The 26610-nt window shown below is 69.5% G+C and carries 27 protein-coding genes; 8 read left to right on the top strand and 19 right to left on the bottom strand.

What is annotated here, in order from left to right:
• Positions 1–19 precede the first annotated feature (19 nt).
• The 5 genes from J5V96_RS02875 to J5V96_RS02855 all read right to left on the bottom strand — a co-directional run bounded on the left by J5V96_RS02875 (position 20) and on the right by J5V96_RS02855 (position 4021).
• Positions 20–1618, bottom strand: coding sequence for an ABC-F family ATP-binding cassette domain-containing protein (locus J5V96_RS02875; RefSeq protein ID WP_208500125.1), 1599 nt, complete (start codon positions 1616–1618; stop codon positions 20–22).
• A gap of 120 nt (positions 1619–1738) precedes the next feature.
• On the bottom strand, positions 1739–2086 hold the full coding sequence (locus J5V96_RS02870) for a CHY zinc finger protein (RefSeq protein WP_208500124.1): 348 nt from the start codon (positions 2084–2086) through the stop codon (positions 1739–1741).
• On the bottom strand, positions 2083–2676 hold the full coding sequence (locus J5V96_RS02865) for an energy-coupling factor transporter transmembrane component T family protein (protein ID WP_208500123.1): 594 nt from the start codon (positions 2674–2676) through the stop codon (positions 2083–2085). Before J5V96_RS02865 ends, J5V96_RS02870 begins: the two co-directional genes overlap by 4 nt.
• Positions 2673–3410, bottom strand: a complete 738-nt coding sequence (locus J5V96_RS02860) for an energy-coupling factor ABC transporter ATP-binding protein (protein ID WP_208500122.1) — start codon at positions 3408–3410, stop codon at positions 2673–2675. Before J5V96_RS02860 ends, J5V96_RS02865 begins: the two co-directional genes overlap by 4 nt.
• Positions 3410–4021, bottom strand: a complete 612-nt coding sequence (locus J5V96_RS02855) for a biotin transporter BioY (protein ID WP_208500121.1) — start codon at positions 4019–4021, stop codon at positions 3410–3412. Before J5V96_RS02855 ends, J5V96_RS02860 begins: the two co-directional genes overlap by 1 nt.
• An 83-nt stretch (positions 4022–4104) precedes the next feature.
• Between J5V96_RS02855 and J5V96_RS02850 the strand changes: the two genes are divergently transcribed.
• A complete protein-coding gene (locus tag J5V96_RS02850) occupies positions 4105–4779 on the top strand; it encodes a TetR family transcriptional regulator (RefSeq protein WP_208500120.1) in 675 nt (224 codons plus the stop codon).
• On the opposite strand, the gene J5V96_RS02845 is transcribed toward J5V96_RS02850, so the two are convergent.
• The 8 genes from J5V96_RS02845 to sufB all read right to left on the bottom strand — a co-directional run bounded on the left by J5V96_RS02845 (position 4743) and on the right by sufB (position 12484).
• Positions 4743–5702 (bottom strand): siderophore-interacting protein, encoded by a 960-nt coding sequence (locus tag J5V96_RS02845; protein WP_208500119.1) that lies wholly within the window; start codon positions 5700–5702, stop codon positions 4743–4745. The two genes, J5V96_RS02850 and J5V96_RS02845, sit on opposite strands and share 37 nt — an antisense overlap.
• A gap of 35 nt (positions 5703–5737) precedes the next feature.
• Positions 5738–7180 carry an MFS transporter gene (locus J5V96_RS02840; RefSeq protein WP_208500118.1) on the bottom strand — a complete coding sequence of 481 codons (1443 nt, stop codon included), beginning with the start codon at positions 7178–7180 and terminating at the stop codon, positions 5738–5740.
• 7 nt (positions 7181–7187) lie between these two features.
• Positions 7188–8339: a MalY/PatB family protein gene (locus J5V96_RS02835; RefSeq protein ID WP_307793347.1), complete on the bottom strand. Its 1152-nt coding sequence runs from the start codon at positions 8337–8339 to the stop codon at positions 7188–7190.
• Positions 8340–8417: 78 nt separating this feature from the next.
• Entirely contained in the window at positions 8418–8747 is a 330-nt protein-coding gene (locus J5V96_RS02830; protein ID WP_208500117.1) for a metal-sulfur cluster assembly factor, read from the bottom strand.
• Positions 8748–8757: 10 nt separating this feature from the next.
• Positions 8758–9528: a Fe-S cluster assembly ATPase SufC gene (gene sufC, locus J5V96_RS02825; RefSeq protein ID WP_208500116.1), complete on the bottom strand. Its 771-nt coding sequence runs from the start codon at positions 9526–9528 to the stop codon at positions 8758–8760.
• Position 9529: 1 nt separating this feature from the next.
• The gene (locus J5V96_RS02820; protein WP_208500115.1) at positions 9530–9856 is read right to left on the bottom strand and encodes a non-heme iron oxygenase ferredoxin subunit; all 327 of its coding nucleotides are present in this window, start codon (positions 9854–9856) and stop codon (positions 9530–9532) included.
• Positions 9853–11064: a Fe-S cluster assembly protein SufD gene (gene sufD / locus J5V96_RS02815; protein WP_208500114.1), complete on the bottom strand. Its 1212-nt coding sequence runs from the start codon at positions 11062–11064 to the stop codon at positions 9853–9855. Before sufD ends, J5V96_RS02820 begins: the two co-directional genes overlap by 4 nt.
• A gap of 1 nt (position 11065) precedes the next feature.
• Positions 11066–12484, bottom strand: coding sequence for a Fe-S cluster assembly protein SufB (sufB, locus tag J5V96_RS02810; RefSeq protein WP_208500113.1), 1419 nt, complete (start codon positions 12482–12484; stop codon positions 11066–11068).
• Positions 12485–12730: 246 nt separating this feature from the next.
• Between sufB and J5V96_RS02805 the strand changes: the two genes are divergently transcribed.
• The gene (locus tag J5V96_RS02805; protein ID WP_208500112.1) at positions 12731–13804 is read left to right on the top strand and encodes a COX15/CtaA family protein; all 1074 of its coding nucleotides are present in this window, start codon (positions 12731–12733) and stop codon (positions 13802–13804) included.
• Between the two features lie 25 nt (positions 13805–13829).
• Here J5V96_RS02805 and J5V96_RS02800 read toward each other — a convergent pair whose 3' ends face one another.
• Positions 13830–14345, bottom strand: coding sequence for a YbhB/YbcL family Raf kinase inhibitor-like protein (locus tag J5V96_RS02800; RefSeq protein WP_208500111.1), 516 nt, complete (start codon positions 14343–14345; stop codon positions 13830–13832).
• Between the two features lie 88 nt (positions 14346–14433).
• Entirely contained in the window at positions 14434–15348 is a 915-nt protein-coding gene (locus tag J5V96_RS02795) for a heme o synthase (protein ID WP_208500110.1), read from the bottom strand.
• 325 nt (positions 15349–15673) lie between these two features.
• Between J5V96_RS02795 and tkt the strand changes: the two genes are divergently transcribed.
• From tkt to pgl, 6 genes are read left to right on the top strand one after another with little or no spacing between them, the layout of a single operon-like run.
• Positions 15674–17770: a transketolase gene (tkt, locus tag J5V96_RS02790; RefSeq protein ID WP_208500109.1), complete on the top strand. Its 2097-nt coding sequence runs from the start codon at positions 15674–15676 to the stop codon at positions 17768–17770.
• Positions 17767–18888, top strand: coding sequence for a transaldolase (gene tal / locus J5V96_RS02785; RefSeq protein ID WP_208500108.1), 1122 nt, complete (start codon positions 17767–17769; stop codon positions 18886–18888). The genes tkt and tal overlap by 4 nt, the downstream gene beginning before the upstream one ends.
• Complete coding sequence (locus J5V96_RS02780; protein WP_208500107.1) at positions 18885–20498, top strand: glucose-6-phosphate isomerase; 1614 nt, start codon at positions 18885–18887, stop codon at positions 20496–20498. The genes tal and J5V96_RS02780 overlap by 4 nt, the downstream gene beginning before the upstream one ends.
• Positions 20495–22036 (top strand): glucose-6-phosphate dehydrogenase, encoded by a 1542-nt coding sequence (gene zwf, locus J5V96_RS02775; protein WP_208500106.1) that lies wholly within the window; start codon positions 20495–20497, stop codon positions 22034–22036. The genes J5V96_RS02780 and zwf overlap by 4 nt, the downstream gene beginning before the upstream one ends.
• Positions 22033–22971, top strand: a complete 939-nt coding sequence (locus tag J5V96_RS02770) for a glucose-6-phosphate dehydrogenase assembly protein OpcA (protein ID WP_208500105.1) — start codon at positions 22033–22035, stop codon at positions 22969–22971. Before zwf ends, J5V96_RS02770 begins: the two co-directional genes overlap by 4 nt.
• 1 nt (position 22972) lies before the next feature.
• Positions 22973–23740 carry a 6-phosphogluconolactonase gene (gene pgl / locus J5V96_RS02765; protein ID WP_208500104.1) on the top strand — a complete coding sequence of 256 codons (768 nt, stop codon included), beginning with the start codon at positions 22973–22975 and terminating at the stop codon, positions 23738–23740.
• Between the two features lie 110 nt (positions 23741–23850).
• Here the strand turns inward: pgl and J5V96_RS02760 are convergent, their stop codons facing one another.
• The 4 genes from J5V96_RS02760 to J5V96_RS02745 form a co-directional block, all read right to left on the bottom strand.
• A complete protein-coding gene (locus tag J5V96_RS02760; protein ID WP_208500103.1) occupies positions 23851–24204 on the bottom strand; it encodes an RNA polymerase-binding protein RbpA in 354 nt (117 codons plus the stop codon).
• Position 24205: 1 nt separating this feature from the next.
• The gene (secG, locus tag J5V96_RS02755) at positions 24206–24454 is read right to left on the bottom strand and encodes a preprotein translocase subunit SecG (RefSeq protein ID WP_208500102.1); all 249 of its coding nucleotides are present in this window, start codon (positions 24452–24454) and stop codon (positions 24206–24208) included.
• A gap of 109 nt (positions 24455–24563) precedes the next feature.
• On the bottom strand, positions 24564–25352 hold the full coding sequence (gene tpiA / locus J5V96_RS02750; RefSeq protein WP_208500101.1) for a triose-phosphate isomerase: 789 nt from the start codon (positions 25350–25352) through the stop codon (positions 24564–24566).
• Positions 25346–26557, bottom strand: a complete 1212-nt coding sequence (locus tag J5V96_RS02745) for a phosphoglycerate kinase (protein ID WP_208500100.1) — start codon at positions 26555–26557, stop codon at positions 25346–25348. The genes tpiA and J5V96_RS02745 overlap by 7 nt, the downstream gene beginning before the upstream one ends.
• Positions 26558–26610 lie beyond the last annotated feature (53 nt).

The following is a 26610-nucleotide window of genomic DNA, read 5'->3' as shown; positions in this document are numbered from 1 at the left end:
GGGACGCGGCCCGGGCGGGTCAGGCCAGCGTGATCAGGTCGAGGTAGGACTTGTTCCAGATGTCCTCGACGCCGTCCGGCAGCAGCAGCACACGCTCGGGGTTCAACGCCTCGACGGCGCCCTCGTCGTGCGAGACGAGCACCACCGCGCCCTCGTAGTGCGAGAGCGCACCGAGGATCTCCTCGCGCGAGGCGGGGTCGAGGTTGTTGGTGGGCTCATCCAGCAGCAGCACGTTCGCACTCGAGACGACGAGCGTGGCCAGCGACAAGCGCGTCTTCTCGCCGCCCGACAGCACACCCGCCGGCTTGTGCACGTCGTCGCCGGTGAAGAGGAACGATCCCAGCACCTTGCGGGCCTCGGTCTCGTTGAGGTTCGGCGCCGCCGACACCATGTTCTCGAGCACCGAGCGCTTGACGTCGAGGTTCTCGTGCTCCTGGGCGTAGTAGCCGATCTTGAGGCCGTGACCCGGGAGGATCTCGCCCGTGTCGCTCTTGTCGGCGCCCGCGAGGATGCGCAGCAGCGTCGTCTTGCCCGCACCGTTGAGGCCCAGCACCACGACCTTGGACCCGCGGTCGATCGCGAGGTCGACGCCCGCGAAGATCTCCAGGGCGCCGTACGACTTCGACAGCGACTTCGCCATCAGCGGCGTCTTGCCGCAGGCGGCCGGCTTCGGGAAGCGCAGCGCGGCGACGCGGTCGTCCTGGCGCACTTCCTCGAGCCCTGCCAGCAGCTTCTCGGCGCGCGCGACCATCTGGTGAGCGGCGGCGGCCTTGGAGGCCTTGGCGCCGAAGCGGGCGGCCTGCTGCTGCAGCACGGACGCCTTCTTCTCGGCGTTGGCGCGCTCCTTCTTGCGACGCTCCTCATCGGCGACGCGCTGGCGCAGGTAGTGCTTCCAGCCCATGTTGTAGATGTCGATGACCTGGCGGTTCGCGTCGAGGTAGAAGACGCGGTTCACCGTCTCCTCGACCAGGTCGACATCGTGGCTGATGACGATCAGGCCGCCCTTGTACGACTTCAGGAACTCGCGAAGCCAGATGACGGAGTCGGCGTCGAGGTGGTTGGTGGGCTCGTCGAGGATCATCGACTCGGCATCCGAGAACAGGATGCGCGCGAGCTCGATGCGGCGGCGCTGACCACCGGACAGCGTCTTGAGGGGCTGGTCCAGGATGCGGTCGGGCAGCGAGAGGTTGCTGGCGATCACCGCGGCCTCCGCCTCGGCGGTGTACCCGCCGAGCGCCTCGAAGCGCTCCATGAAGTGCGCGTAGCGCTTCATCGCCTTCGCGGAGACCTTCGGGTCGTCCGACCCCATCGCCTCCGACGCCTCACGCATGCCCAGCTGCAGCGTGCCGAGACCGCGCGCGTCCAGGATCCGCGTGCGCGCGAGCATCTCGGGGTCGCCGGAGCGCGGGTCCTGCGGCAGGTAGCCGAGCTCGCCCGACCGCGTCACGGTGCCGTTGGCCGGGATCAGGTCACCCGCGAGCACCTTCGTGAGCGTGGTCTTTCCGGCACCGTTGCGCCCCACGAGACCGACCTTGTCGCCAGGGCTGACGCGGAAGGAGACATCGGACATGAGCATGCGCGCGCCCACGCGGATCTCGAGGTCGTGCACGGCAAGCACAGCGGACGTCCGTTCTTCAGAAAGCGGGAAATCGGCCGCAGATTCCGGGAGGAGCAGGCCAGCGTCCCAGCATAGCTTCCGCGGACGGACGGATCCTGTGCGCCGGACCGCCCGTGTCGCTCACCGGAAGTAGAGGTGGTGGTGCCGGCGACAGCCCGGGTTGAAGTCGCGACCGCAGGCGCCGCAGCGCGAGGTCGCGCGGTACTGCGCGATGGGGGTGGTGCCACCGCAGACGCCGCACAGCAGGGCATGGCGATCCCCCGCATCGGCGGACCAGGGCTGGGCCGGGTGGCCTGCGTCGTCCGCGTGGCAGTCGTGGCACGGATACCAGCGGTCGCAGCACGGGAACAGGATCGCCAGCACGTCGAGTTCGGTGTGCCAGTGCACGCATCGCGTCTGCGCGTCGACATTGCGTCCGTGCACCACGTGATCGCCCACGCGGATGGCGCCGATCGACTGCTCGTTCATGCGAGTCCGCGCGCGGTGAGCGCGTCGCCGACGTCGTCGGCGTGGCGCAGCGACATCACGAGGAGGGGGACGACGGCGCGCGGCCCGAGCCGCACGCCCCGCGCGCGCTGGGCATCGCGGATCCGCGTCGCGAAGTCGGCGACGACGGGCACCAGCGAGATGGCAAGAGTGAGCGTGAACCCCACTCTCCAGGGGTCGACTCCGACGCGGCGCAGCGGCGTCAGGGCGACCTGCAGCGCATCGAGCAGGTCCGCCGTGCGGGTGGTCAGCGTCAGGAGACTCGCGAGCAGCACGACCGCGATGATCCGGGTGGTGTTGACGATCGCGTCCGCCGGCGTGAGGAAGATCAGCTGCATCACGACCACGAAGACGACCAGCCAGCGCGTCAACCAGAGCTGCTTCAGCCAGGTGACCGGGCCGAACCCGCCGAGCGCGAACGCGCCGAAGACGAGCACGATCGCACCCCCCGCGAGGAGCGGCGTGCGCGCCCCGATCGAGATCGTGAGCGAGAGCACCACCAGGCCGGCGAGCTTCACGCCCGCCGGAAGGCGGTGCAGCGGACTGCTGCCCGGGCGATAGAGCGAGATCACGGCGCGAGACCCTCGCGTGCGGGGTCGCCGTGCTCGGCCCGGTATCGGGCGATCACCTGAGCGGGCTCCCCCGTCTCGACGAGTCGTCCGTCCGCGAATCGCAGCGCGACATCGCACCGTGCCGCGAGCTCGAGGTCATGAGTGACGATGACCGTCTGCGCGACGACGTCCTCGAGGAGGAGCCGACCGATCCGGCGCGCATTGCCGAGGTCGAGCAGTGTGGTCGGCTCATCCGCGACGACGACGGCAGGCTCGCGGATCAGCACCGAGATCAGCGCGAGAAGCTGCTTCTGTCCGCCGGACAGGCTGTACGCGGGCTGGTCGGCCCGCTCCCCCAGCCCGTGCCGCTCCAGCGCCGCCGCGACGCGCGCCGCGATCTCGCTCTTGTGCAGACCGGACCCCCGCAGCGACAGCGCCACGTCCTCCGCCACCGTCGGCATCAGGATCTGCGCATCCGGATTTGTGAAGACGAATCCCACTCTCTCGCGGATGCGTCTCGGATCGCGTTGCACGTCGATCCCGTGCACCGTGACACGCCCCGTCGTCGGCGCGAGGAGTCCGTTGAGCAGACGAGCGAATGTCGACTTGCCGGATCCGTTCGCGCCGATCACCGCGATCCGCGACTGATCGAGGCGCACCGAGACGTCGCGCAGCACCGGCTGCCCGCCGAGCTCGACCGATACCCCGTCGAGCTCGATCGACGGGGGCGACGACGCGTCGGTGCGCTCGCTCATCAGACCGTGTCGGCCTTCGCCTGCGCGCGCACCTCGGCACGCGCCGTCGGCGCGAAAGCGAACGCGGGCGGATATGCGCGCCACACAGCGGCCGCGAGCACCCCGGCCAGGAGCGACTTGAGCGCATCGCCCGGCAGGAAGGCGACGTTCGAGACGAGGGCATCCAGCGACGAAAGGCCCGCGACGAGCACAAGACCGAGGGTGCCGAAGGCATACACCACGATCACACCGCCCACGAGCCCGCCGAGCGCCGCGCGCCACCACCGGATGCGGGCGCGACCGGCTCGCGCGATCAGCCCCGTGACGACGACCCCGGGAAGCCAGCCGACGAGATAGCCGACCGTCGGCCCGGCGAACACGCCGAGCCCGCCGCGCCCACCCGCGAGCACGGGGAGGCCCACCGCGGTGAGGACGAGCACAACGAGCACCGCGAGCGCGCCGCGACGCGCGCCGAGCACGATCCCGGCGAGCATCACGCCGAGGGTCTGCAGCGTGACGGGGACGCCGAAGGGCAGCGGCACTTGACCTGCGATGCCGAGCACGATGATGATCGCGGCGAAGATCGCGACGCGGGCGAGGTCGCGAGCCTCGAGTCGGGCGGATGCGGCCATGGGGGTCCTTCCTCGGGTGTGGCGATCGCGAGCCGATCACCTGAACACTGTTCACCTGAACACCGTTCACTATACTGACCGTCATGGATGCCCGCGACGCACGAGCCGAACGGCACACCCGCGACGGCATCATCGACACGGCCCTGAGCCTCCTCGAGCAGACGGGACTCCCCGATCTGTCCATGCGGCGTCTCGCGACCGCGCTGGGGGTTCAGCCCAGCGCGCTCTACTGGCACTTCGAGAACAAGCAGGAGCTTCTCGCCGCCGTGGCCGACCGCATCGTCGCCGCCGCGCAGCCCGTCGCCCCGGGCTCCCGCGACGAGGAGGTCGCCGCGGTCGCTCACGCGCTGAGAGACGCGCTGCTCGCTCACCGCGACGGCGCCGAGACCGTGCTGAGCACGCAGGCGCTCGGACTGGGGTCGGATGCCGCGCACCTGCGACTCGCGGCCGCCCTCGTCGGCGACGCATCCCCCGCGGACATCGTCCCGGAGGATGTGCAGGCAGATGCGCGGGTGATCCTGCAGTTCATCCTCGGTCACGCCTCGCTCGTGCAGCAGCGTATCCAGGCGGCGCGCTTCGGCGCCTTCCCGGCCGGCGAGGCGGACATCGCGGAATCGACCGCGGACGACTTCGCGCGCGGACTGCGCATGCTGCTCGCGGGGCTTCCTGCGGCCGCGCCCCCTGACGCGGCCGGCACGCACGACGCGAGCCGCGCGGCGGATCAGCCGATGCGCTCGGCGACGCCGTTGCGCCAGTAGCCCATGAAGGCGACCCGGCGACGGTCGACGCCGTGACCGGAGACCAGCAGGCGACGCAGGGTCTTGATCGTCGACGCCTCGCCCGCGATCCACGCGTAGAACTCGCCTTCGATGGCCTCGGGGCTGTCCCAGAGCAGCTCGCGGTCGATGTCGACCTCGACGATCTCCTGCGGCCGCGGCGCCGCGGCTAGGGCGAGAACATCGCCATGGGCCGCTGCCCACTCCGTGACAGCCTCGATCAGGCCCTCACCGTGGGCGCGCTCTCCCGTCCCGCCGGAGGATCGTGCGATCCATCGCACGTTCACCTTCGGGTGCGACACCTCGAACACGCCGACGTCGGCGATGCTCGGCACCTCGACGAAGACATCCGCCGTCCGATCCGCCGGGAGGCTCTCCAGGATGCTGCCGATCGCGGGAACGGCGGTCTCGTCGCCGATCAGCAGCACCCGCTGCGCATTGGCCGGACGCCAGTCGGTGCCAGCGCTGCTGTAGGGGCTGCGGGCGTCCGGGCCGCAGATCACGACCTCCTCGCCGCCGCGCGCCGACTCGGCCCAGGTCCCTGCGGGACCGGCGTCGTGGTGCACAACGAAGTCGACCGTCAGCTCCGCAGCCACTGAGTCGACACGACGCACCGTGTAGGTGCGGAAGGGATTGCGCTCACCCTCGGGCAGGGAACGCCACTGGTCGTACCAGTCACCCGCCCACTGCTCCTCGTCGTACTGGCCGATGTCGGCCATCCGCCCGTCCGCGAGCGGGAAGAGGATCTTGATCCGCTGGTCGGTCGCCGTCGTGCCGAAGTGCTCGAAGCCGGGCCCGCCGAAGACGACCCGCGCGAAATGCGGGCTCAATCGCTCGACGCGCTGCACGGTCGCGCGGTACAGACGGTAGGCCGGGCGGACGGGAGAGTCGTCGAGGAGGGTCACGAGACGGCAGTCTACGTCACCAAGTTAGGACAGGCTTACCTCTGCCCCGGATTCGTCTCGTGTCCGTGCCCCAGCCTCATCCCGGGGACGAGAGCGAGAAGCGCCAGGCCCAGCGCGAGCAGGAACACCGCGGTGAACTGCGCGTCCGTGCCCGCCAGGGAGGTGAACACCAGTCCCATCACCGCGATCGACGCGGACGCCCCCACCGAATCGCTGATCTGCAGCGCGGAGGAGTTGAAGCCCTCCTCGGCGCGGTTCGAGTAGGCGAGCATCAGCACCGTCTGGCGGGGGTACATCAGGCCCATGCCGAATCCCGCGCACGACCACAGCGCGATCGGCACCCAGACCGGCAGCGCCAGGAGCGGCGTCAGCGCGCATGCGAGCGTCGCGATCGCGAGCAACGAGACCCCGATGACCGCGATGCGGGTGTTGCCGATCCGGTCTCCGTGGGTGCCCGAGATCTGCGCGCTGATCGCCCAGGCGATCGCCGCGGCGGTGAGCCCCAGGCCGGCCCACATCGCAGAGAACCCGAAGCGCTCGATCAGCAGGTAGGGCACGTACACCTCGGCGCCGAACAGCGAGCCCGCGATCAGGCTGCGCATCAGGATCACGCTCGGCAGGCCCCGGCGCATGCTGACCATCCCCTGCGGGAGCAGGGGCAGGATGGCGATCGCGATCACGATCACGGCTCCGACCGCGACGGCCCACCCGAGGGCCGGCGACAGCGACGACGAGAGCTCGGAGGTCATGCCCAACGCGAGCGCCGCCACCGCCACCACGACCGCGAACAGCAGTCGGCGTCCCACACCGGCGGGACGCTCGGCGGACGGCGCCTCGGCGAGGTGCCGGAGGCGCGGCGCGACCATCGCGAAGGCGGCGAGGGCCAGCACCGCCAGGGCCGCGAAGATCCATCGCCAGTGCAGCTGCTCGGTCACCGCCCCCGCGAGGAACGGGCCGATGAGAGACGGCACGACCCAGGCGGCGGAGAAGAGCGCCATCACCCGACCGTGCAGCGCCGGCGGATAGACGCGGGCGACGACCACGTACAGCGCCACCGTCTGGCCTCCCGCACCCAGCCCCGTCACGAGACGCCCGAGCACCAGCAGTTCCATGGTCGGCGCGGTCGCGGCCATCGCCTGCCCCAGGACGAACAGGATGACGGCCGTGGACAGCGGCGCGGCCGGGCCCGCACGATCCGACCAGGCACCCGACGCCACCATGCCGATGACACCCGTCGCCAGGGTGCCGGAGAACGCGATCGCGAACAGGGCCTCACCGTCGAGGTCCTCGGCGACGAAAGGCATCACCGTGGTCAGGGCCATCGCCGTGAGAGCGGCGAGGAAGATCAGCGAGACCGCGCCGAGCGTCACCCAGACGACTCGCGGGTCCCACAGGGTGAGGATGCTCGGCCGCCCGCCGCCCGAAGAGGACTGCAGTGCGGGCTCGGCGTGGGGCTCGGCGCTCAGCGGATCCGTCATGTCCGCCTCAGCCCCGCAGAGCGCCGATGCGCTCCACAGCCTCGGTGAGGATGGCCGGGGAGGTGCCGAAGTTGATGCGGATGTGGCCGCGTCCCTGCTCACCGAACAGCGGACCCAGATGCACCGCGACCTTCGCCTCGCGCAGGATCTTCAGCGCCGGGTTGTCCCCCCAGCCGAGCTCCCTCAGATCGACCCACGCGAGGTAACCCGCGTCCCCCGGCATGTAGCGGGCCTCGGGCAGGTGCTCAGCCAGCAGGTCGACGAGCAGCTGACGGTTGAGTTCGAGCCGCGCGATCAGGGAATCGAGCCACTCGTCGCCCTCCTCGAACGCCGCGACGTTCGCGAAGACGCCGAACAGCGAGGTGCGCCATTCGACCTCGTCGGGGATCGCGGAGACGATGCGTGCCGGCTCGGGCGCGTCCGTCAGGATGAAGGCGCACTTCAGCCCCGCGAGGTTGAACGCCTTACTGGCGCTCGTGACGGCGAAGCCGACCTCCTTGGCCTCGGGCGCCGCGTCGAGGAACGGGGTGAACGTCGCGCCCGCCAGTGTGAGGGGCGCATGGATCTCGTCGCTCACGATCCAGCCCCCGTGCCGCTTCGCAATGCGCGCCAGCTCGGCGAGGGTCTCTCGCGAGTGCACGGTGCCGGTGGGGTTATGCGGATTGCAGAGCAGCATCACCTTCGCGCCCTCGGCGAACGCGGCCTCGATGGACGGCAGGTCGAGCGACCAGCCGTCGTTGTGCTTCGACAGCGGAATGGCCACGACATCGGTCTTGGACTCGTCGTTCACCGCAAAGAAGGGCGGGTAGACCGGCGTGGTGATAATGACCCGATCGCCGGGGCTCGTGACCGCGCGCAGCAGTTCGGCGATGCCCATCATCACATCGCAGGTGGTGCGCACCCGTGCCGGGTCGACGGTCCATCCGAAGCGGCGCTGGGCGAAGGCCGCGAACGCGTCGGGCAGGCGTGTCGTGGGCGGCGTGTAACCCGTGTCGCCGCGCTGCACGGCTTCGGTGAGACACCGCGTGATGGCCGGAGCGAGCGCGAAGTCGGTCTCGGCCACGAAGAGCGGGAGCACGTCGTCCGGATACTTCGCCCACTTCGTGCTGCTTCTCCTGCGGAGCTCTTCGATGGGCAGGGCGTCGAGCGGCTGGGTCACCGATACAGCCTACCGACGGCGAAGGCCCGGGATCTCTCCCGGGCCTTCCCTGTGATCGTCGCGTGAGCGCGGTCGCGGTCAGATGGCGAAGCCGAGCGCGCGCATCATGTCGCGCCCGTCGTCCGTGATCCGCTCGGGACCCCACGGCGGCATCCAGACCCAGTTGATCCGGAAGCGGTCCACCACGTTGTCCAGCGCCTGTGCCGTCTGCTCCTCGAGCACATCGGTGAGCGGGCATCCGGCGCTCGTGAGCGTCATGTGGATGATGAGCGCATCGTTCTCGTCGTCCCAGGCGAGGTCGTAGATGAGGCCGAGGTCGACGACGTTCACGCCGAGCTCCGGGTCCATCACGTCCTTGAGGGCCTCGGTGACCTCGTCGTACTTCTCGGGTGTGAGAGTCGCGGTCATGGCGGTGAGCTTACGCCTCGAGGGGCGCGTCGGCAGGAAGGTAGGCCGCGTAGCCCTCGTTCTCGAGACGCTCGGCGAGCTCGGGGCCGCCCTCCTCCACGATCTGACCCTTGACCATCACGTGGACGAAGTCGGGCTGGATGTAGCGCAGGATGCGCGTGTAGTGCGTGATCAGGAGAACGCCGAGCCCGGTGTTGTCCTTGGCGCGGTTCACGCCCTCCGAGACGATCTTCAGCGCGTCGACATCGAGGCCCGAGTCGGTCTCGTCCAGGATCGCGAGCTTCGGCTTGAGCAGCTCGAGCTGGAGGATCTCGTGGCGCTTCTTCTCGCCGCCAGAGAAGCCCTCGTTGACGTTGCGCTGGGCGAACTTGTCGTCCATGCGCAGCGCCTTCATGCCCTCCTTGACCTCCTTGGTCCAGGTGCGCAGCGACGGCGCCTCGCCGTCGATGGCCGTCTTGGCCGTGCGGAGGAAGTTCGTCACGGTGACGCCGGGGATCTCCACCGGGTACTGCATCGCCAGGAAGAGACCGGCGCGGGCGCGCTCGTCGACGGCCATCTCGAGGACGTCCTCGCCGTCGAAGGTGATCGAGCCGCTCGTGACGGTGTACTTCGGGTGACCGGCGATCGTCGAGGCGAGGGTCGACTTGCCCGAGCCGTTGGGGCCCATGATCGCGTGGGTCTCGCCCGAGCGCACGGTGAGGTTGACGCCGTTGAGGATGGGGATGACGCCTTCGTCGGTTTCGACCGTGACGTGCAGATCGCGGATCTCGAGAACGGACATATCAGACTTCCTTCTTCAGGCTGGGATCGATGAGCACGTCATCGCCGTCGATCGTGACGACGAACACCGGGACGGGCTCGTAAGCAGGGAGGTTGAGGGGCTTGCCGGAGCGCAGCGAGAACGCGGAGCCGTGGGCCCAGCACTCGAGCGTGTCGCCCTCGACGAAGCCCTCGGAGAGGGAGATGTCGCCGTGCGTGCAGGTGTCGCCGATGGCGTGCACCTCTCCGGCGGAGTCGAGCACAACAGCGATCGCGACGCCGTCGGCCTCGACCTTGAGCGGCTGATCCTGGACCAGCTCGCTCAGGCCGCAGACGCGGGTGGCGCTCACGCGGTCACCTCGGCACCCTCGGCGAGCTCCTTCTCGATGAGCGCGGTCAGCTCCTCCTCCAGGGAGGGGATGCCGATCTTCTGCACGGTCTCGGCGAGGAATCCGAGCACAACGAGGCGACGCGCCTCCTCCTCGGTGATGCCGCGGGCCTGCAGGTAGAACAGCTGCTCGTCGTCGAAGCGACCGGTCGCCGACGCGTGGCCGGCGCCCTTGATGTCGCCCGTCTGGATCTCGAGGTTCGGGATCGAGTCGGCGCGCGCGCCGTTGGTGAGCACCAGGTTGCGGTTGGCCTCGTACGAGTCGGTGCCCTTCGCATCCGGACCGATGAGCACATCGCCGATCCACACCGTGCGGGCGCTGACACCCTGGAGCGCACCCTTGTAGAGCACGTCGCCGGTGGTCTCCTGGCCCTTGTGGTGCAGGTACACCTGGCTCTCGAGGTGCTGGCCCTCGTCAGCGAAGGCGAGACCGTAGAGCTCGCCGTTCGATCCGGTGCCGGCCAGCTCGAGGTTCGGGTTCACGCGCACAACGCCGCCGCCGAAGCTGACGACGATGTGGCGCACCGTGGCGTCGCGGTCCACACGCGTCTGGTGGGCGGCGACGTGGACGGCCTCGTCATCCCACTGCTGCACGCTGACCACGGTGAGGTGCGAGCCGTCACGCGCGATGATCTCGACGTTCTGCGCGTACTGCACGGCGCCCGAGTGGCGCAGCACGACCGTGGCCTTGCTGTGCTCCTGGGCCTCGATGACGAGGTGGCCGTCGGCACGGCGGTCGGCGCCCTGGCCCGTGACCTCGATCACGATCGGCTCGGCGACCTCGGCTTCGCGCGGCACGCGCACGTGCAGCGCCTCGCTCGCGCCCTGCCAGGCGATCGCCGCCGGCAGATCCTCGGGCAGGAAGAACTCGCCGCGCGGCGCCTGACCGATCGCGAGCGGCGCGGCGAGGTACTCGGCGCCCGCGGTGACCGCGACGGACACGCCGTCGTTGGCCACGGCCGGGGCGAACACGCCCTTCAGGCGCGCCACGGGAGCGTGCTTCCAGTTGACCTCACGGCCCGTCGGCACACCGAAGTCGGCGGGCTCGAACGAGCGGAGGCGCTCCGAGCGGGTCTGCACCGGGACGGTGGTGCCCGCGACCTGCGCCGCGGGGTCCACGTGGGCGCGCTCGTCCTGCGGCGCGGTCTGCGCCGTCGTCGACGTCGTCATATCAGCCGACCGATCCTTCCATGCCCATCTCGATGAGCTTGTTCAGCTCGAGGGCGTACTCCATGGGCAGCTCGCGCGCGATCGGCTCGATGAAGCCGCGCACGATCATCGCCATCGCCTCGTCCTCGGGCATGCCGCGCGACTGCAGGTAGAACAGCTGCTCCTCGCTGACCTTGGAGACCGTGGCCTCGTGGCCGAGCTGCACGTCGTCGACGCGGATGTCGATCGCCGGGTACGTGTCGGAACGCGAGATCGAGTCGACCAGGAGCGCGTCGCAGCGGACGGTGTTGGCCGAGTGGTGAGCGTTCGCGTCGACGCGGACCTCGCCGCGATAGCCGGCACGACCGCCGCCGCGGGCGATCGACTTCGAGACGATCGACGACTGCGTGTACGGCGCCATGTGGATCATCTTCGCGCCGGCGTCCTGGTGCTGCCCGGGACCGGCGAAGGCGACCGAGAGGGTCTCCCCCTTGGCGTGCTCGCCCATCAGGAAGATCGAGGGGTACTTCATCGTCACCTTGGAGCCGATGTTGCCGTCGATCCACTCCATCGTCGCGCCCTCGTGCGCCACGGCGCGCTTGGTGACGAGGTTGTAGACGTTGTTCGACCAGTTCTGGATCGTCGTGTAGCGCACGCGGGCGTTCTTCTTCACGATGATCTCGACGACGGCCGAGTGCAGCGAGTCCGACTTGTAGATCGGGGCCGTGCAGCCCTCGATGTAGTGGACGTACGAGTCCTCGTCAGCGATGATCAGGGTCCGCTCGAACTGACCCATGTTCTCGGTGTTGATGCGGAAGTACGCCTGCAGCGGGATCTCCACGTGGACGCCCTTGGGCACGTACACGAACGAGCCGCCCGACCACACGGCCGTGTTGAGCGCGGCGAACTTGTTGTCGCCCGCAGGGATCACGGTGCCGAAGTACTCCTCGAAGAACTCGGGGTGCTCGCGCAGCGCGGTGTCGGTGTCCATGAAGATGACGCCCTGCTCCTCCAGGTCCTCGCGGATCTGGTGGTAGACGACCTCGGACTCGTACTGCGCCGCGACGCCGGCGACGAGGCGCTGACGCTCGGCCTCCGGGATGCCCAGCTTCTCGTAGGTGTTGCGGATGTCCTCCGGAAGGTCCTCCCACGACTGGGCCTGCTTCTCGGTGGAGCGCACGAAGTACTTGATGTTCTCGAAGTCGATATCGCTGAGGTCGGCGCCCCAGGTCGGCATCGGCTTCTTGCCGAACAGGTCGAGACCCTTCAGACGGGTCTTCAGCATCCATTCGGGCTCGGCTTTGAGGGCCGAGATGTCGCGCACCACGTTCTCGTTGAGACCGCGCTTCGCGCTGGCTCCGGCGGCATCCGCGTCGTGCCAGCCGAACTCGTACACCCCCAGACCTTCGAGCTCGGGGCGGTCGATCAGCACATCGGACATGGCGTCACACTCTCCTCATCAGGCCTCAGACGGTGTCAGCCGCCCCGGCGACGCGCTGGGGATGCCAGCGCTCTCAGCCGTGGTGGGCCTTTCACATAAGACGCGTAGAAACTCGCGCCTAGACTTGGCGGCGCGGCGAGGCTTCTCGCGCGCATCCGCAGCTCTTCCCGAATTCTACAGGTTCCGCCCTTTCATCGGGCCGCCCCGGACCTGTCTCACGGGGTACCGCCAGGAGGCTCCACGGTCATGTCCGCAGACGTTCTCGCCCCCGCGAACCCGGCTCGCACCGCCGAGCGTGTGCGTCCCGCGCTGATCGTGCTGGCCTGGCTGTCGTTCATCGCCGAGGTCATCATCATCGGCACGGGCGGCGCGGTGCGCCTCACGGGTTCCGGCCTCGGCTGCTCCGAGTGGCCGCTCTGCACACCTGAGTCGCTTGTTCCCACGCCCGAGCTCGGCATCCACGGATTCATCGAGTTCGGCAACCGCACGATGACCGGAGTCGTGGGGCTGCTCGCGCTGGCCGTGCTGGTGCTCACCCTGCTGCACATCCGCGCGCGCCGTGAGCTCATCCGGACCGGGTGGTTCGCCCTGGGCGGTGTCGTCCTCGCCGGCGCGACGATCGCCGTGAGCGGATCCTTCGTCGCGGGTGTCGCCGTCGCCCTGGCCGCCGTGATCGCGGCTGCCGTCGTCACGGTCCGCACCGCACCCGCCCGGCGCGACCTGCTCATCCTGTCCTGGCTCGTGGTGATCGGCGTCGTGGCACAGGGTCTCGTCGGCGGCATCACCGTGCTCACCGGACTCAATCCGTTCATCGTCGGCTTCCACTACGCCAGCTCGGTCGCACTCGTTGTGCTGACGGCGGCGTATCTCGTGCGCGCATACGACGCCCCCGGTCCGCGCGAGCGTGCGGTGCCGAAGTGGTTCGCGATCCTCACGCACGTCACCTCGGTCGCCCTGGTCGCCACCATCGGCGCCGGCGTGCTGACCACCTCGAACGGTCCGCATTCCGGCGATCCCAACGTGATCCGCACCGGGTTCGATGCGACCGTGCTCGCGCACGTGCACTCGTGGCCCGGCTACGTGCTGCTGGCCCTCACCCTCGCCCTGACCGCGGCGGCCCTGCGGCTGCGCCTGCGTCCGCTTCGCTGGCTGCTGGCCCTGCTCGCCGTGATCGCCGTGCAGGTGATCGTGGGCATCATCCAGGCGCGCAACGGCCTGCCCGAGCTCCTCGTCGGCGTCCACATGGTGCTCGCGGGAGTGTCGGCCGCGGTGTTCACGGTGGTCGTCCTGCGCCTGAAGCGTCCCGTCTCCGCCGACTGACAACAGGCCGCGCGACGCGGCGGGATCAGTCGTCGGCGGTGGCCGTGGCGACCAGGACACCCCGCGCGAGCGAGTGGAAGTGCCGCTGGAACCCGAGAATCGCGGGAGTCACGTCCTCGGTGATGTCGAGGTGCTCGACATCCAGGGCGTCCACGACGAAGAAGTAGCGGTGCGTGCCGGTGCCGGGAGGCGGGCCCGCGCCGATGAAGCCCGGCACGCCCGTCTCGTTGCGGAGCAGCTTGCCGGCAGGGTTCTGGCCGGTCGCGACCGACGTGACATCGAGCGGGATGTCGTAGACCGCCCAGTGCCAGAAACCCGAGCCGGTGGGCGCATCCGGATCGAAGCAGGACAGGGCGAACGATCTGGTCCCCTCCGGAGCGCCGCTCCAGCTGAGCTGCGGCGACGTGTCCGAGCCTCCGCCCCCGGCGCCCCACTGCGCGCGCGGCAGCGGCTGTCCCTCGGCGATGTCCGTGCTGGTGAGCGTCAGCGGGGCGAAGTCGCGCAGCGTCGCGAGCTCTGCGTACGGGTCATAGGAGAACATGCCGACAGGCTAGCGGCGGGCCTCTTCGCGCGGCAGAGCGCCCTCGGCGCGTCGACGGTCGGCGAGACGCCGCGCCACGCGCTCCCGATCAGAAGGGAAGCAGGGGGTCGACCGCCACCGTGACGAACAGCAGCGTCAGGTAGGTGATCGACGCGTGGAAGACGCGCATCGGTCCGGCCACGAGTCCCTTGACCGTGCGGTTGTAGAGACGGTGCGACTCGTAGAGGAACCACCCGCCCAGCACCAGCGCGGATGCGATGTACAGCAGGCCCATGTCGGCCACCGGGATCAGCAGCAGCGAGCACGCGACCGTCGCCCACGCGTAGAGGATGATCTGCAGGCCCACCTGCACACCCGAGCGGGTGGCGCCGAGCATCGGCACATCGGTGTTCGCGTAGTCGGCCGCGTACTTGATCGACAGCGGCCAGTAGTGCGGGGGCGTCCAGAGGAACACCAGCAGGAAGAGGATGAACGGCGCCCAGTCGAGCGAGTTCGCCACGGCCGCCCAGCCGATCAGCACCGGGAAGCAGCCGGCGATGCCACCCCAGACGATGTTCTGCTCGGTGCGGCGCTTGAGGATCATCGTGTAGATCACGACGTAGAAGAAAATCGCGCCGGCCGACAGCGAAGCCGTGAGCAGATTCGTGGTCAGCAGGAACCAGATCGTGGAGACGATCGCGAGCGTCCACGCGAAGATCAGGGCATTGCGCGGGGTGATCTCCCCCGTCACGATCGGCCGGTTCTCGGTCCGCTGCATGTGCGCATCGATGTCGCGATCGATGTACATGTTGAACGCGGCCGCGGAGCCCGCGCTCAGCGAGCCGCCGATCACGGTGGCGAGCACAAGCCACAGGTCGGGAAGCCCGTTCGCGGCGAGGAACATCACGGGAACGGTCGACACCAGCAACAGCTCGAGCACGCGCGGCTTCGTCAGCGCCACATAGGCGCGCACCCTGCGCCCGAGTCCCGTCGGCTTCGAGGTCTCCGGTGCGATCGTCGACATGGCGATGCTCTACCTCTTTCAGACCTCGGGAACGACCTCTCGATTCTAGGGCATGCGCATCCGGATCCGCCCCGCACGCACGGACGCGCCCGCATCCTCCTCACCGTGAGGGCGTCCCCGTGGTGAAGGAGCCGATACACCCTCGTCACCACGTCGTCGCAGAGCGCGTGAAAGCGCCTGTCATGCTCCGTCACGGGCCGCCTCTGGTCCCCTATGCCCGGCGGTATGCTGGGAAAACACCCGCGCCGTGATGCGTGCCCCCGAGATCCACGATCCGTTGAGCACCGCGCCGGCGTGATTTACCCCACCACTGAAAGGCGATCCGGTGACGGAACTGCGTTGGGATGAGATCGACAAGCGCGCTGTGGACACGGCCCGCGTCCTTGCGGCGGACGCCGTGGAAAAGGTCGGAAACGGCCACCCGGGAACGGCGATGAGCCTCGCTCCCGCGGCGTACCTCCTGTACCAGCGCGTGCTGCGCCACGACCCGACGGACACGAACTGGGCCGGTCGCGACCGCTTCATCCTGTCTGCCGGACACTCGTCGCTCACGCAGTACGTGCAGCTCTACCTCGGCGGCTTCGGCCTCGAGCTCGACGACCTCAAGGCGCTTCGCACCTGGGGTTCGCTGACGCCCGGGCACCCGGAGTACGGCCACACCAAGGGCGTGGAGATCACGACCGGACCGCTCGGCCAGGGTCTGGCCTCGGCCGTGGGCTTCGCCTACGCGGCCCGCTACGAGCGCGGCCTGTTCGACCCCGAGGCCCCGGCGGGCGAGAGCCCGTTCGACCACTACGTCTACGTCGTCGCCGGTGACGGCGACCTCCAGGAGGGCGTCACCAGCGAGGCCGGTTCGCTCGCGGGCCACCAGCAGCTGGGCAACCTCATCGCGATCTACGACTCCAACCAGATCTCGATCGAGGACGACACCAACGTCGCCTTCACCGAGGACGTCAAGGGCCGCTACGAGGCCTACGGGTGGGACGTGCAGGTCGTCGACTGGAAGCAGACCGGCGAGTACGTCGAGGACGTCCCCGCGCTCTACGCCGCGATCGAGGCCGCGAAGGCCGAGACGTCGAAGCCCTCGCTGATCATCCTCAAGACGGTCATCGGCTACCCGGCGCCCAACAAGAAGAACACCGGCAAGATCCACGGCTCCGCTCTCGGCGCCGACGAGCTGGCCGCCACCAAGCAGGTGCTCGGCTTCGACCCGGAGCAGAGCTTCGCCGTCGCTGACGACGTGATCGCGCACACCCGCGGTCTCGCCGAGCGTGCCGCGGAGGTCCGGGCCGAGTGGCAGAAGTCCTTCGACGCGTGGGCCGCCGCGAACCCCGAGCGCAAGGCGCTGTGGGACCGCCTCGAGGCGGGCGAGCTGCCCGCCGACATCGAGTCGGCTCTCCCGGTCTTCGAGGCCGGCAAGGACGTCTCGACCCGCGCCGCGTCCGGCACGGTCATCAACGCCCTCGCCGCGCAGCTCCCCGAGCTGTGGGGCGGATCGGCCGACCTCGCCGAGTCGAACCTCACCACCATCAAGGGCGCCAAGTCGTTCATCCCCGCCGAGTGGTCCACGCACGAGTGGAGCGGCAGCCCGTACGGCCGTGTGCTGCACTTCGGCATCCGCGAGCACGCGATGGGCTCGATCCTCAACGGCATCGTCCTGCACGGCAAGACCCGCGCATTCGGCGGCACGTTCCTGATCTTCAGCGACTACATGCGTCCCCCAGTGCGTCTGGCCGCGCTCATGGACATCCCGACGATCTTCGTCTGGACCCACGACTCGGTCGCGCTCGGCGAGGACGGCCCCACGCACCAGCCGATCGAGCAGCTCGCGACGCTCCGCGCGATCCCGAACCTCGCCATCGTCCGCCCCGCGGACGCCAACGAGACCGCGGTCGTGTGGCTCGAGATGCTCAAGCGCCGGGGCGGCCCGGCCGGCATCGCGCTCACGCGCCAGAACATCCCGGTGTTCGCGCGCGGCGAGGGCGAGGCCTCGGGCGAGGTCTTCGGCTCCGCCAAGCTCGCCGCCAAGGGCGCCTACGTGCTGGCCGAGGCCCCGAACGGCACGCCCGACGTGCTGCTCATCGCCACGGGCTCCGAGGTCCAGCTCGCCGTCACGGCGCGCGAGACCCTGGCCGCCGAGGGCATCAACGCCCGCGTCGTCTCGGTGCCCTCGCTCGAGTGGTTCGCCGAGCAGGACGAGGCGTACCGCGAGTCGGTCATCCCCGCCGCCGTCACCGCGCGCGTCACCGTCGAGGCCGGTTCGGCTCTGTCGTGGCACGCCGTGGCCGGCGACAAGGGACGCTCCATCGCGATCGACCACTTCGGCGCCTCCGCCGACTACAAGACCCTGTTCGAGAAGTTCGGCTTCACCGCCGAGGCCGTGGTCGCCGCGGCTCGCGAGACCATCAAGGAGAACGCATGAGCACCACCCCCACCGCAGAGCTGTCCGCCCTCGGCGTCAGCATCTGGCTCGACGACCTGTCCCGCACCCGCATCACCTCGGGCAACCTCGCTCAGCTGATCGCCGAGAAGAACGTCACCGGTGTCACCACCAACCCGACGATCTTCCAGGGCGCCATCACCGCGCACATCGGCTATGAGGACTCCGTGGCCGCACAGGCAGCCAAGGGTGCGACCGCCGACGACGCGATCTTCGCGATCACCACCGCCGACGTCCGCGACGCCTGCGACATCTTCCGCCCGATCTACGACGCCACGGGCGGCGTCGACGGCCGTGTGTCGATCGAGGTCTCCCCCGACCTCGCCCACGACACCGAGGCCACCATCGCCCAGGCGAAGGAGCTGCACGCCGAGGTCGACCGCGAGAACGTGCTCATCAAGATCCCCGCGACGAAGGCCGGTCTCCCGGCGATCACCGCGGTCATCGGTGCCGGGATCAGCGTCAACGTCACGCTGATCTTCTCGCTCGAGCGCTACTCGGAGGTCATCGACGCCTACCTCGCCGGTCTCGAGCAGGCCCGCGATGCAGGCATCGACCTGTCGAAGATCCACTCGGTCGCCTCGTTCTTCGTGTCGCGCGTCGACACGGAGGTCGACAAGCGCCTCCTGGCGCTCGGCACCGACGAGGCCAAGGCCCTCACCTCGAAGGCCGGCCTCGCCAACGCGCGACTCGCCTACGAGCTCTACGAGCAGCGCTTCGCCGAGTCGCGCGCGACCGACCTGATCGCCGCCGGCGCCAACGTGCAGCGTCCGCTGTGGGCCTCGACGGGCGTCAAGGACCCGTCGCTGCCCGACACGCTCTACGTCACCGGCCTCGCCGCCGCCGGCACGGTCAACACCATGCCGGAGAAGACGCTCGACGCCACGTTCGACCACGGCGTCGTCGAGGGCGACACCGTGACCGGCGCCTATGGCGAGGCGCACGAGCTCTTCGCCAAGCTCGCCGACCTCGGCATCGACTTCACCGACGTCACCCAGACGCTCGAGGACGAGGGTGTGTCGAAGTTCATCGCCTCGTGGCACGACCTTCAGGCGACGGTCGCCAGCGCACTCGAGAGTGCGAAGGGAACCCAGGCATGACCTTCTCGATCCGGGTCTCGGGCGCTCCCGAGGCCGCGGTCGCGGAGCAGCTGCCCGTCCTGATCGGCGACCTCGTCGCGTCGAGCCTGACGAACCTCGACTCCACGCTGTGGGGCCCTGAGGCCGAGTCCGAGGCGTCGATCCGCCTCGGCTGGATCCAGGCGGTCTCGGTGTCCCGTCCGCTGGTCGCCGAGATCGTCGCGCTGCGCGACAAGCTCAAGGCGAAGGGCGTCGACCGGTTCGTGCTGGGCGGCATGGGCGGCTCGTCGCTCGCGCCCGAAGTCATCACCCGCACCGCGGGCGTCGACCTGACGATCCTCGACTCGACCGCACCCGGCCAGATCCTCGCGGCCCTGAACGGCGACCTCGCGCGCACCGCGCTCGTGGTGTCGTCGAAGTCGGGCTCCACGGTCGAGACCGATTCGCACCGTCGTGCGTTCGAGGCGGCGTTCACCGACCTGGGCATCGACCCCACCGAGCGCATCATCGTCGTCACCGACCCGGGCTCCCCGCTCGATGCGTCGGCGCGCGAGGCGGGCTACCGCGTCTTCAACGCCGACCCCAACGTGGGCGGCCGCTACTCGGCCCTCACCGCCTTCGGCCTGGTGCCGTCGGGCCTCTCGGGCGTCGACATCGACGAGCTCCTGGACGAGGCGGAGGCCTCGCTCCTCGAGGTCGCCATCGACGCCCCCGAGAACCCGGCCCTCGTCCTCGCTGCGGCCATCGCCGCGTCGAAGACGCCGGACGGCGCGGGTCGTCGCGACAAGCTCGGCCTGATCGAGGACGGCACCCACATCCAGGGTCTGCCGGACTGGATCGAGCAGCTCATCGCGGAGTCGACCGGCAAGCTCGGCACGGGCATCCTGCCCGTCGTCCTGCTGCCGGTCTCCCCCGAGCTCGAGTCGAAGCCGGCCGACCTGCAGATCGTCCGCATCGTCGACGACGCCGAAGAGGTCGCGCACCGCCACCCGGGTGAGATCCTCGTCAGCGGCTCGCTGGGCGCTCAGTTCGTGGTGTGGGAGTACGCGACGGCGATCGCCGGCCGCCTGCTCGGCATCAACCCGTTCGACCAGCCCGACGTCGAGTCGGCCAAGGTGGCCGCGCGCGGCCTGCTGGACGCGCGTCCGGAGCCCACGGCTCCGGCCTTCGTCGAGGAGGGCGTCGAGGTGCGCGTGAGCGATCCCGCCCTCGCCGCCAGCGGCACGATCCAGGGTGTGCTCGACGCGCTCTGGGCGACGCTGGCCGACAACGGCTACGTGTCGATCCAGGCCTACGTCGACCGGCTCGAGATCCCGCAGCTGCAGGGTCTTCGTGAGATGGTCGCCGCCGACTCCGGTCGCCCCACCACGTTCGGCTGGGGACCGCGCTTCCTGCACTCGACCGGTCAGTATCACAAGGGCGGTCCGGCGCAGGGTGTGTTCCTCCAGATCACGGAGCGCACGGAGGTGGACGTCGAGATCCCGGAGCGTCCCTTCACGTTCGGCCAGCTCATCGAGGCTCAGGCCGCCGGTGATGCCGCCGTGCTCAGCGCTGCCGGCCGCCCGGTCGTGACGCTCACGCTCACGGACCCGCAGACCGAGGTCCTCGCGCTCTTCGAGGCGGCACAGTGACGGTCGAGGTCGCGCGGGGAGTCAACCCCCTGCGCGACCCCGCCGACCGTCGACTGAACCGGATCGCGGGGCCCAGTGCCCTCGTGATCTTCGGCGTGACGGGTGACCTCTCCCGCAAGAAGCTGATGCCGGCCGTCTACGACCTCGCCAACCGCGGCCTGCTTCCGCCGGGCTTCGCGCTCGTCGGCTTCGCGCGTCGCGACTGGGAGGACCAGGACTTCGCCGAGGTCGTCCGGGATGCCGTGAAGCAGTACGCACGCACCGAGTTCCGCGAGGAGACCTGGCAGCAGCTGCAGCAGGGCATCCGGTTCGTGCAGGGCGAGTTCGACGACCCGCAGGCCTTCCGCCGGCTGCGCGAGACCGTCGACCGCCTGGATGTCGAACGCGGCACGATGGGCAACCACGCGTTCTACCTGTCGATCCCGCCGAAGGCGTTCCCCGTCGTGGCTCAGCAGCTGCTGGACTCGGGACTGGTGGACGACAACGCGGACGACGACCGCTGGCGTCGTGTGGTGATCGAGAAGCCGTTCGGAAACGACCAGGCCACGGCGCGCGAGCTGAACAACGCGCTCGAGGCCGCCTTCCCGGCCGACGCGATCTTCCGGATCGACCACTACCTCGGCAAGGAGACGGTCCAGAACATCCTGGCCCTGCGCTTCGCGAACGAGCTGTACGAGCCGATCTGGAACCGCAACTACGTCGACCACGTGCAGATCACCATGGCCGAGGACATCGGCGTGGGTGGTCGCGCGGGCTACTACGACGGCGTGGGCGCTGCCCGCGATGTCATTCAGAACCACCTCCTGCAGCTCCTCGCCCTCACGGCGATGGAGGAGCCCATCAGTCTCTCCGCGGATCACCTCCGTGCCGAGAAGGAGAAGGTGCTCGCCGCCGTCACGCTGCCCGAGGATCTGTCGGTCGCGACAGCCCGCGGTCAGTACGCGGGCGGCTGGCAGGGCGGCGAGGAGGTCATCGGCTTCCTCGACGAGGACGGGATGAACCCGCAGTCGACGACGGAGACGTACGCCGCGATCAAGCTCGAGATCAACACGCGCCGCTGGGCGGGTGTGCCGTTCTACGTGCGGTCGGGCAAGCGCCTCGGCCGTCGTGTGACCGAGATCGCCGTGGTGTTCAAGAAGGCCCCCGAGCACCTCTTCGGTCAGACCTCGGAGCTCGGACAGAACGCCCTCGTGATCCGCGTCCAGCCCGATGAGGGCGTGACGATCCGCTTCGGCTCGAAGGTGCCGGGGTACGGCACGCAGGTGCGCGATGTGACCATGGACTTCGGCTACGGCCACGCCTTCACCGAGGCGAGCCCCGAGGCCTATGAGCGTCTGATCCTGGATGTCCTGCTCGGCGACCCGCCGCTCTTCCCGCGTCACGAGGAGGTCGACCTGTCGTGGCAGATCCTCGACCCCGTCGAGAAGTTCTGGGCGGAGCAGGGTGGACCGCTCGAGCAGTACGACCCCGGTTCGTGGGGCCCGCCCTCGGCCGATGAGCTCCTTGCCCGCGACGGCCGCGTCTGGAGGCGCCCGTGATCATCGATCTGCCCGACACCACCGTCAGCAAGGTGGCCCGCCAGCTCGTCAACACGCGTGAAGAGGGCGGCGCGGTCGCCCTCGGTCGTGTGCTCACCCTCGTCATCAAGTCGGACAAGGGCTTCGAGGAGGCGGCGATCGAGGCGGCCAACGACGCGTCGCGTGAGCACCCGATGCGTGTCATCGTGCTCGTCACGGACACGGCGGGCGAGGCGCGTCTCGACGCCCAGATCCGCGTCGGATCCGATGCGGGCGCGTCCGAGGTCATCATCCTCGAGGCCACGGGAAAGGCTGCAGGCAACGAGCTCACGCTCCTGACCGGCCTCCTTCTGCCCGATGCCCCGGTCGTCGCCTGGTGGCCGAGCGATGCCCCCGAGAACCCGGGCGCATCCGCACTCGGCCGCATCGCCCAGCGTCGCATCACCGACTCCTCGACGGCCCCGGAGCCGTCCGAGCTGCTCGCGAAGCTCGAGGGCACCTACACCCCCGGCGACACCGACCTGGCGTGGACGCGTCTGACGCACTGGCGTGAGCAGCTCGCTGCGGTGCTGGATCAGCCGCCGTACGAGCCCGTCACCGCCGTCACGGTTCGCGGCGCCTCGACGTCCCCGTCGACCGCGCTGCTGGCCGCCTGGCTGGGCCTTGCTCTGGAGCTGCCGGTCGACTGGCAGTACGAGGAGCCCTCGGTGTGGGACCACGGCATCCACTCGGTGCGCCTCACGCGCGCGAGCGGAGACATCCTGCTCGAGCGCTCCGACGAGGCCACCGCGCGGCTGACCCAACCGGGCCAGCCCCACCACGAGCTGCACCTGCCGAGGCGCTCGCTGCGCGAGTGCCTCGCGGAGGAGCTGCGTCGGCTCGATCCCGACACGCTCTATGGCCGCGTGATCAGCGAGGGCTGGTCGCGTCTGGCCGAGCCGAAGGCGTCGGTCTGACATGACCGATCGTCGCGTGGTCGTGCTGCCCGACAAGGTCCAGCTCGCCGAAGGTGTGGCGAATCGGTTCGTCGGACGCCTCGCCCAGCTGACGCAGGAGGGCAGGACGGTCCACGTCTCCCTCACCGGTGGTTCGATGGGTTCGGCCGTGCTCGCCGCCGTGGCGCAGCACGGCTGGGCCGCGAACATCGACTGGTCGCTGGTGCACTTCTGGTGGAGCGATGAGCGCTTCGTGCCCCGCGCGGACGCCGAGCGCAACGCCGGCCAGGCGCGGACGGCGCTGCTGGATCGAATCGCCATCCCGTCGGAGAACATCCACGAGCCCGCCGCGTCGGACGACGAGCTGTCGCTCGATGAGGCGGCAGCGGCCTACGCGGCGGAGCTCGCTCGCTTCGGCGTCGAGGGCCGCCCGTGGCCGGCGTTCGACGTCTGCTTCCTGGGCGTCGGACCGGACGGTCACATCGCGTCGCTGTTCCCCGATCGCGACGAGGTGCTCGTGACGGACGGGTCGGTGCTGCCCGTGAGGCAGTCCCCGAAGCCGCCGCCCGAGCGGGTGACGTTCACCCTCCCCGTCATCAACGCCTCGGCGGACATCTGGATGGTCGTTGCGGGGGCCGACAAGGCCTCCGCCCTCGGGCTGATGCTCGCGGGTGCGGCGCCCACCGCGGTGCCGGCGGCGGGGGCCGAAGGAACGGCCGACACCGTCGTGTTCGTGGATCAGGCCGCTGCCGCAGACGTTCCGGACGATCTGATCGATCCGGACTACTGACACGCACGTCGAACACAAGAGAGCCCCTGCCGATCGGCAGGGGCTCTCTTGTGTGAAGCGATGTATGAAGCGAGTCGATACGCGACGGCGGCGAAGCCGCGCGGGTCGACCTACTGGCCGCGCTTCTCGCGGAGCTTCTGGAGTGCCTCTTCGAGCAGCTCCTCTGCCTCGCCGTCGGTGCGACGCTCCTTCACGTACGCGAGGTGCGTCTTGTAGGGCTCGTTCTTCGCGACCGCCGGAGGGTTGTCCTTGTCGCGACCCGCGGGAAGACCGGAGTGCGGGTGATCGACGATCTCGGGGATCTCCTCCTCCGGCAGGCCGGCCGCGTAGTAGCGGACCGTCTCGTTGCCGAGGCCGTCCCAGTAGCTCACCGCGATGCGCTCGGTGTGGTGACCGTGATCCTGCTCGCCCATGGGGCCGGATCCGACACGCGTGCCCCGGATCGCGTTTCCGCCGACGGCCACGTCAGATCACCTGGAACTTCGTGACGAGGCCGAGGCCCACGATCGAGAAGAACCACACGAGCGCCAGCACGATCGTGATGATGTTCAGGTTGCGCTCGGCGAGGCCGGAAGAGCCCATCGCCTGCGACATTCCGCCGCCGAACATGTCCGACAGACCGCCACCACGACCCTTGTGGAGCAGGATCAGCAGCGTGAGGAGCAGGCTGGTGATGCCCAGCAGCACCTGCAAGATGAATTCGATGATCTGCACGGAGAACCTTTCGTGAGTGCGGCGAAGAACGCCGGCACGAGACTCCAGTATAAGTGGGTGCCCCGCCGCGGAGCCGAGGCTCACGCGGCGGGGCAGATACCGCGGTGCGTCAGACGCCCACGTGCTTCTGGTAGCGGATGATGGCCGCGAACTCCTCGGCGACCAGGCTCGCGCCGCCCACGAGCGCTCCGTCGACGTCGGGCTGACGCATGAAGCTGGCGATGTTCGCCGACTTCACCGAGCCGCCGTACAGCACGCGCGTGCGCGCGGCCGCGTCGTCGCCGAGCTTCGCCTTGATGACCTCGCGCAGCTTCGCGCAGACCTCCTGGGCCTGCTCCGGCGTCGCGGCCTGGCCGGAGCCGATGGCCCAGACAGGCTCATAGGCCACAACGATGTCGGCATCGGATGCCACGCCCTCGAGGGCGATCTCGAGCTGCCCGACCGGCACCGCGCTGGCGCCGTGCTTCTCGAGGTCCTCGGCGGTCTCGCCCACGCAGATGACCGGCACGAGCTCGTTCTTCAGCGCGGCCTTCACCTTCGCCGCGACGATGTCGTCGCCCTCGTTGTGGTACTCGCGGCGCTCGGAGTGGCCGATGATCACCTGGCTGACGTCGAGACGCTTCAGGAAGGCACCCGACACCTCGCCGGTGTACGCGCCCGAGTCGTGCACCGAGAGATCCTGCGCACCCAGAGCGAACGGGATCTTGTCGGCGTCGATGAGCGTCTGAACGCTGCGGAGGTCGGTGAACGGCGGGAACACCGCGACCTCCACCGAGCCGTCCTCGTGCTTGGCGTCCTTCAGCGTCCAATGGAGCTTCTGGACGAACGCCACCGCCTGCAGGTGGTCGAGGTTCATCTTCCAGTTGCCCGCGATGAGGGGGGTGCGGTTGGTCACCATCCGAGGACCTCCAGTCCGGGGAGCTTCTTGCCCTCGAGGAACTCGAGGCTTGCGCCGCCACCGGTCGAGATGTGACCGAAAGCGGAGTCCTCGAAACCGAGGATGCGGACGGCCGCGGCCGAGTCGCCGCCGCCGACGACGCTCAGGCCGTCGACGTCGGTGAGAGCAGCGGCCACGGCCTTGGTGCCGGCCGCGAACGGGGCCAGCTCGAACACACCCATGGGCCCGTTCCAGAAGACGGTCTTCGACGCGCGGATGGCCTCCGCGAACGTCGCGGCCGACGCGGGGCCGATGTCGAGACCGAGGCCCGAGGCGCCGAACGGCGTGTCCTCGATGGCGTCGGCGGCCGTCACGACGTGCTCCGCGTCGGCGCCGAACTTCGACGCCACCACGATGTCGGTCGGCAGCACGAGCTCGACGCCCTTCTCGGCGGCGGTGGCGATGTACGCCTTGGCGGTGTCGATCTGGTCGGCCTCGAGCAGGCTCGAGCCCACCTTGTGACCCTGCGCCGCGAGGAAGGTGAAGAGCATCCCGCCGCCGATGAGGATGCGGTCGACGCGCGGGAGCAGATGATCGATGACGCCGAGCTTGTCGGAGACCTTCGATCCACCGAGGACGACGGTGTACGGGCGCTCCGGAGTCTCGGTGAGGCGGTCGAGCACGTCGAGCTCGGTCGCGATGAGCAGACCGGCGGCGCTCGGAACGAGCTTCGCGAGGTCGTACACGCTCGCCTGCTTGCGGTGCACAACACCGAAGCCGTCGGAGACGAGCACATCGCCGAGCTCGGCCAGCTGAGCGGCGAATGCGCCGCGCGCCGCGTCGTCCTTCGCGGTCTCGCCCGGGTTGAAGCGCAGGTTCTCGAGCACCGCGATGTCGCCGTCCTCGAGCGCGGCCACGGCCTCCTGAGCCGACTCGCCGACGGTGTCACGAGCGAAGGAGACGGGCTTGCCGAGCAGCTCGGACAAGCGCTGCGCCACGGGCTCGAGGCTGTACTTCGCGTCGGGCGCACCCTCGGGGCGACCGAGGTGCGAGACCACAACGACGCGTGCGCCGGCGTTGATCAGGGCGTTGAGGGTCGGGAGCGAGGCGCGCACGCGGCCGTCGTCCGTGATGGATCCGTCCTTCAGGGGGACGTTGAGGTCGCAGCGCACGATGACGCGCTTGCCGGCGACCGAACCGAGGGAGTCGAGAGTTCGAAGAGACATCGGTTCGACTCTACCAACCCTGGGGGAACGCTGAAGGCCCGCCGACTCCGCAT

Source organism: Microbacterium stercoris, assembly GCF_017592545.1.
Taxonomy (GTDB): Bacteria; Actinomycetota; Actinomycetes; order Actinomycetales; family Microbacteriaceae; genus Microbacterium; species Microbacterium stercoris.
This window is presented reverse-complemented; position numbering and strand designations above follow the sequence as displayed.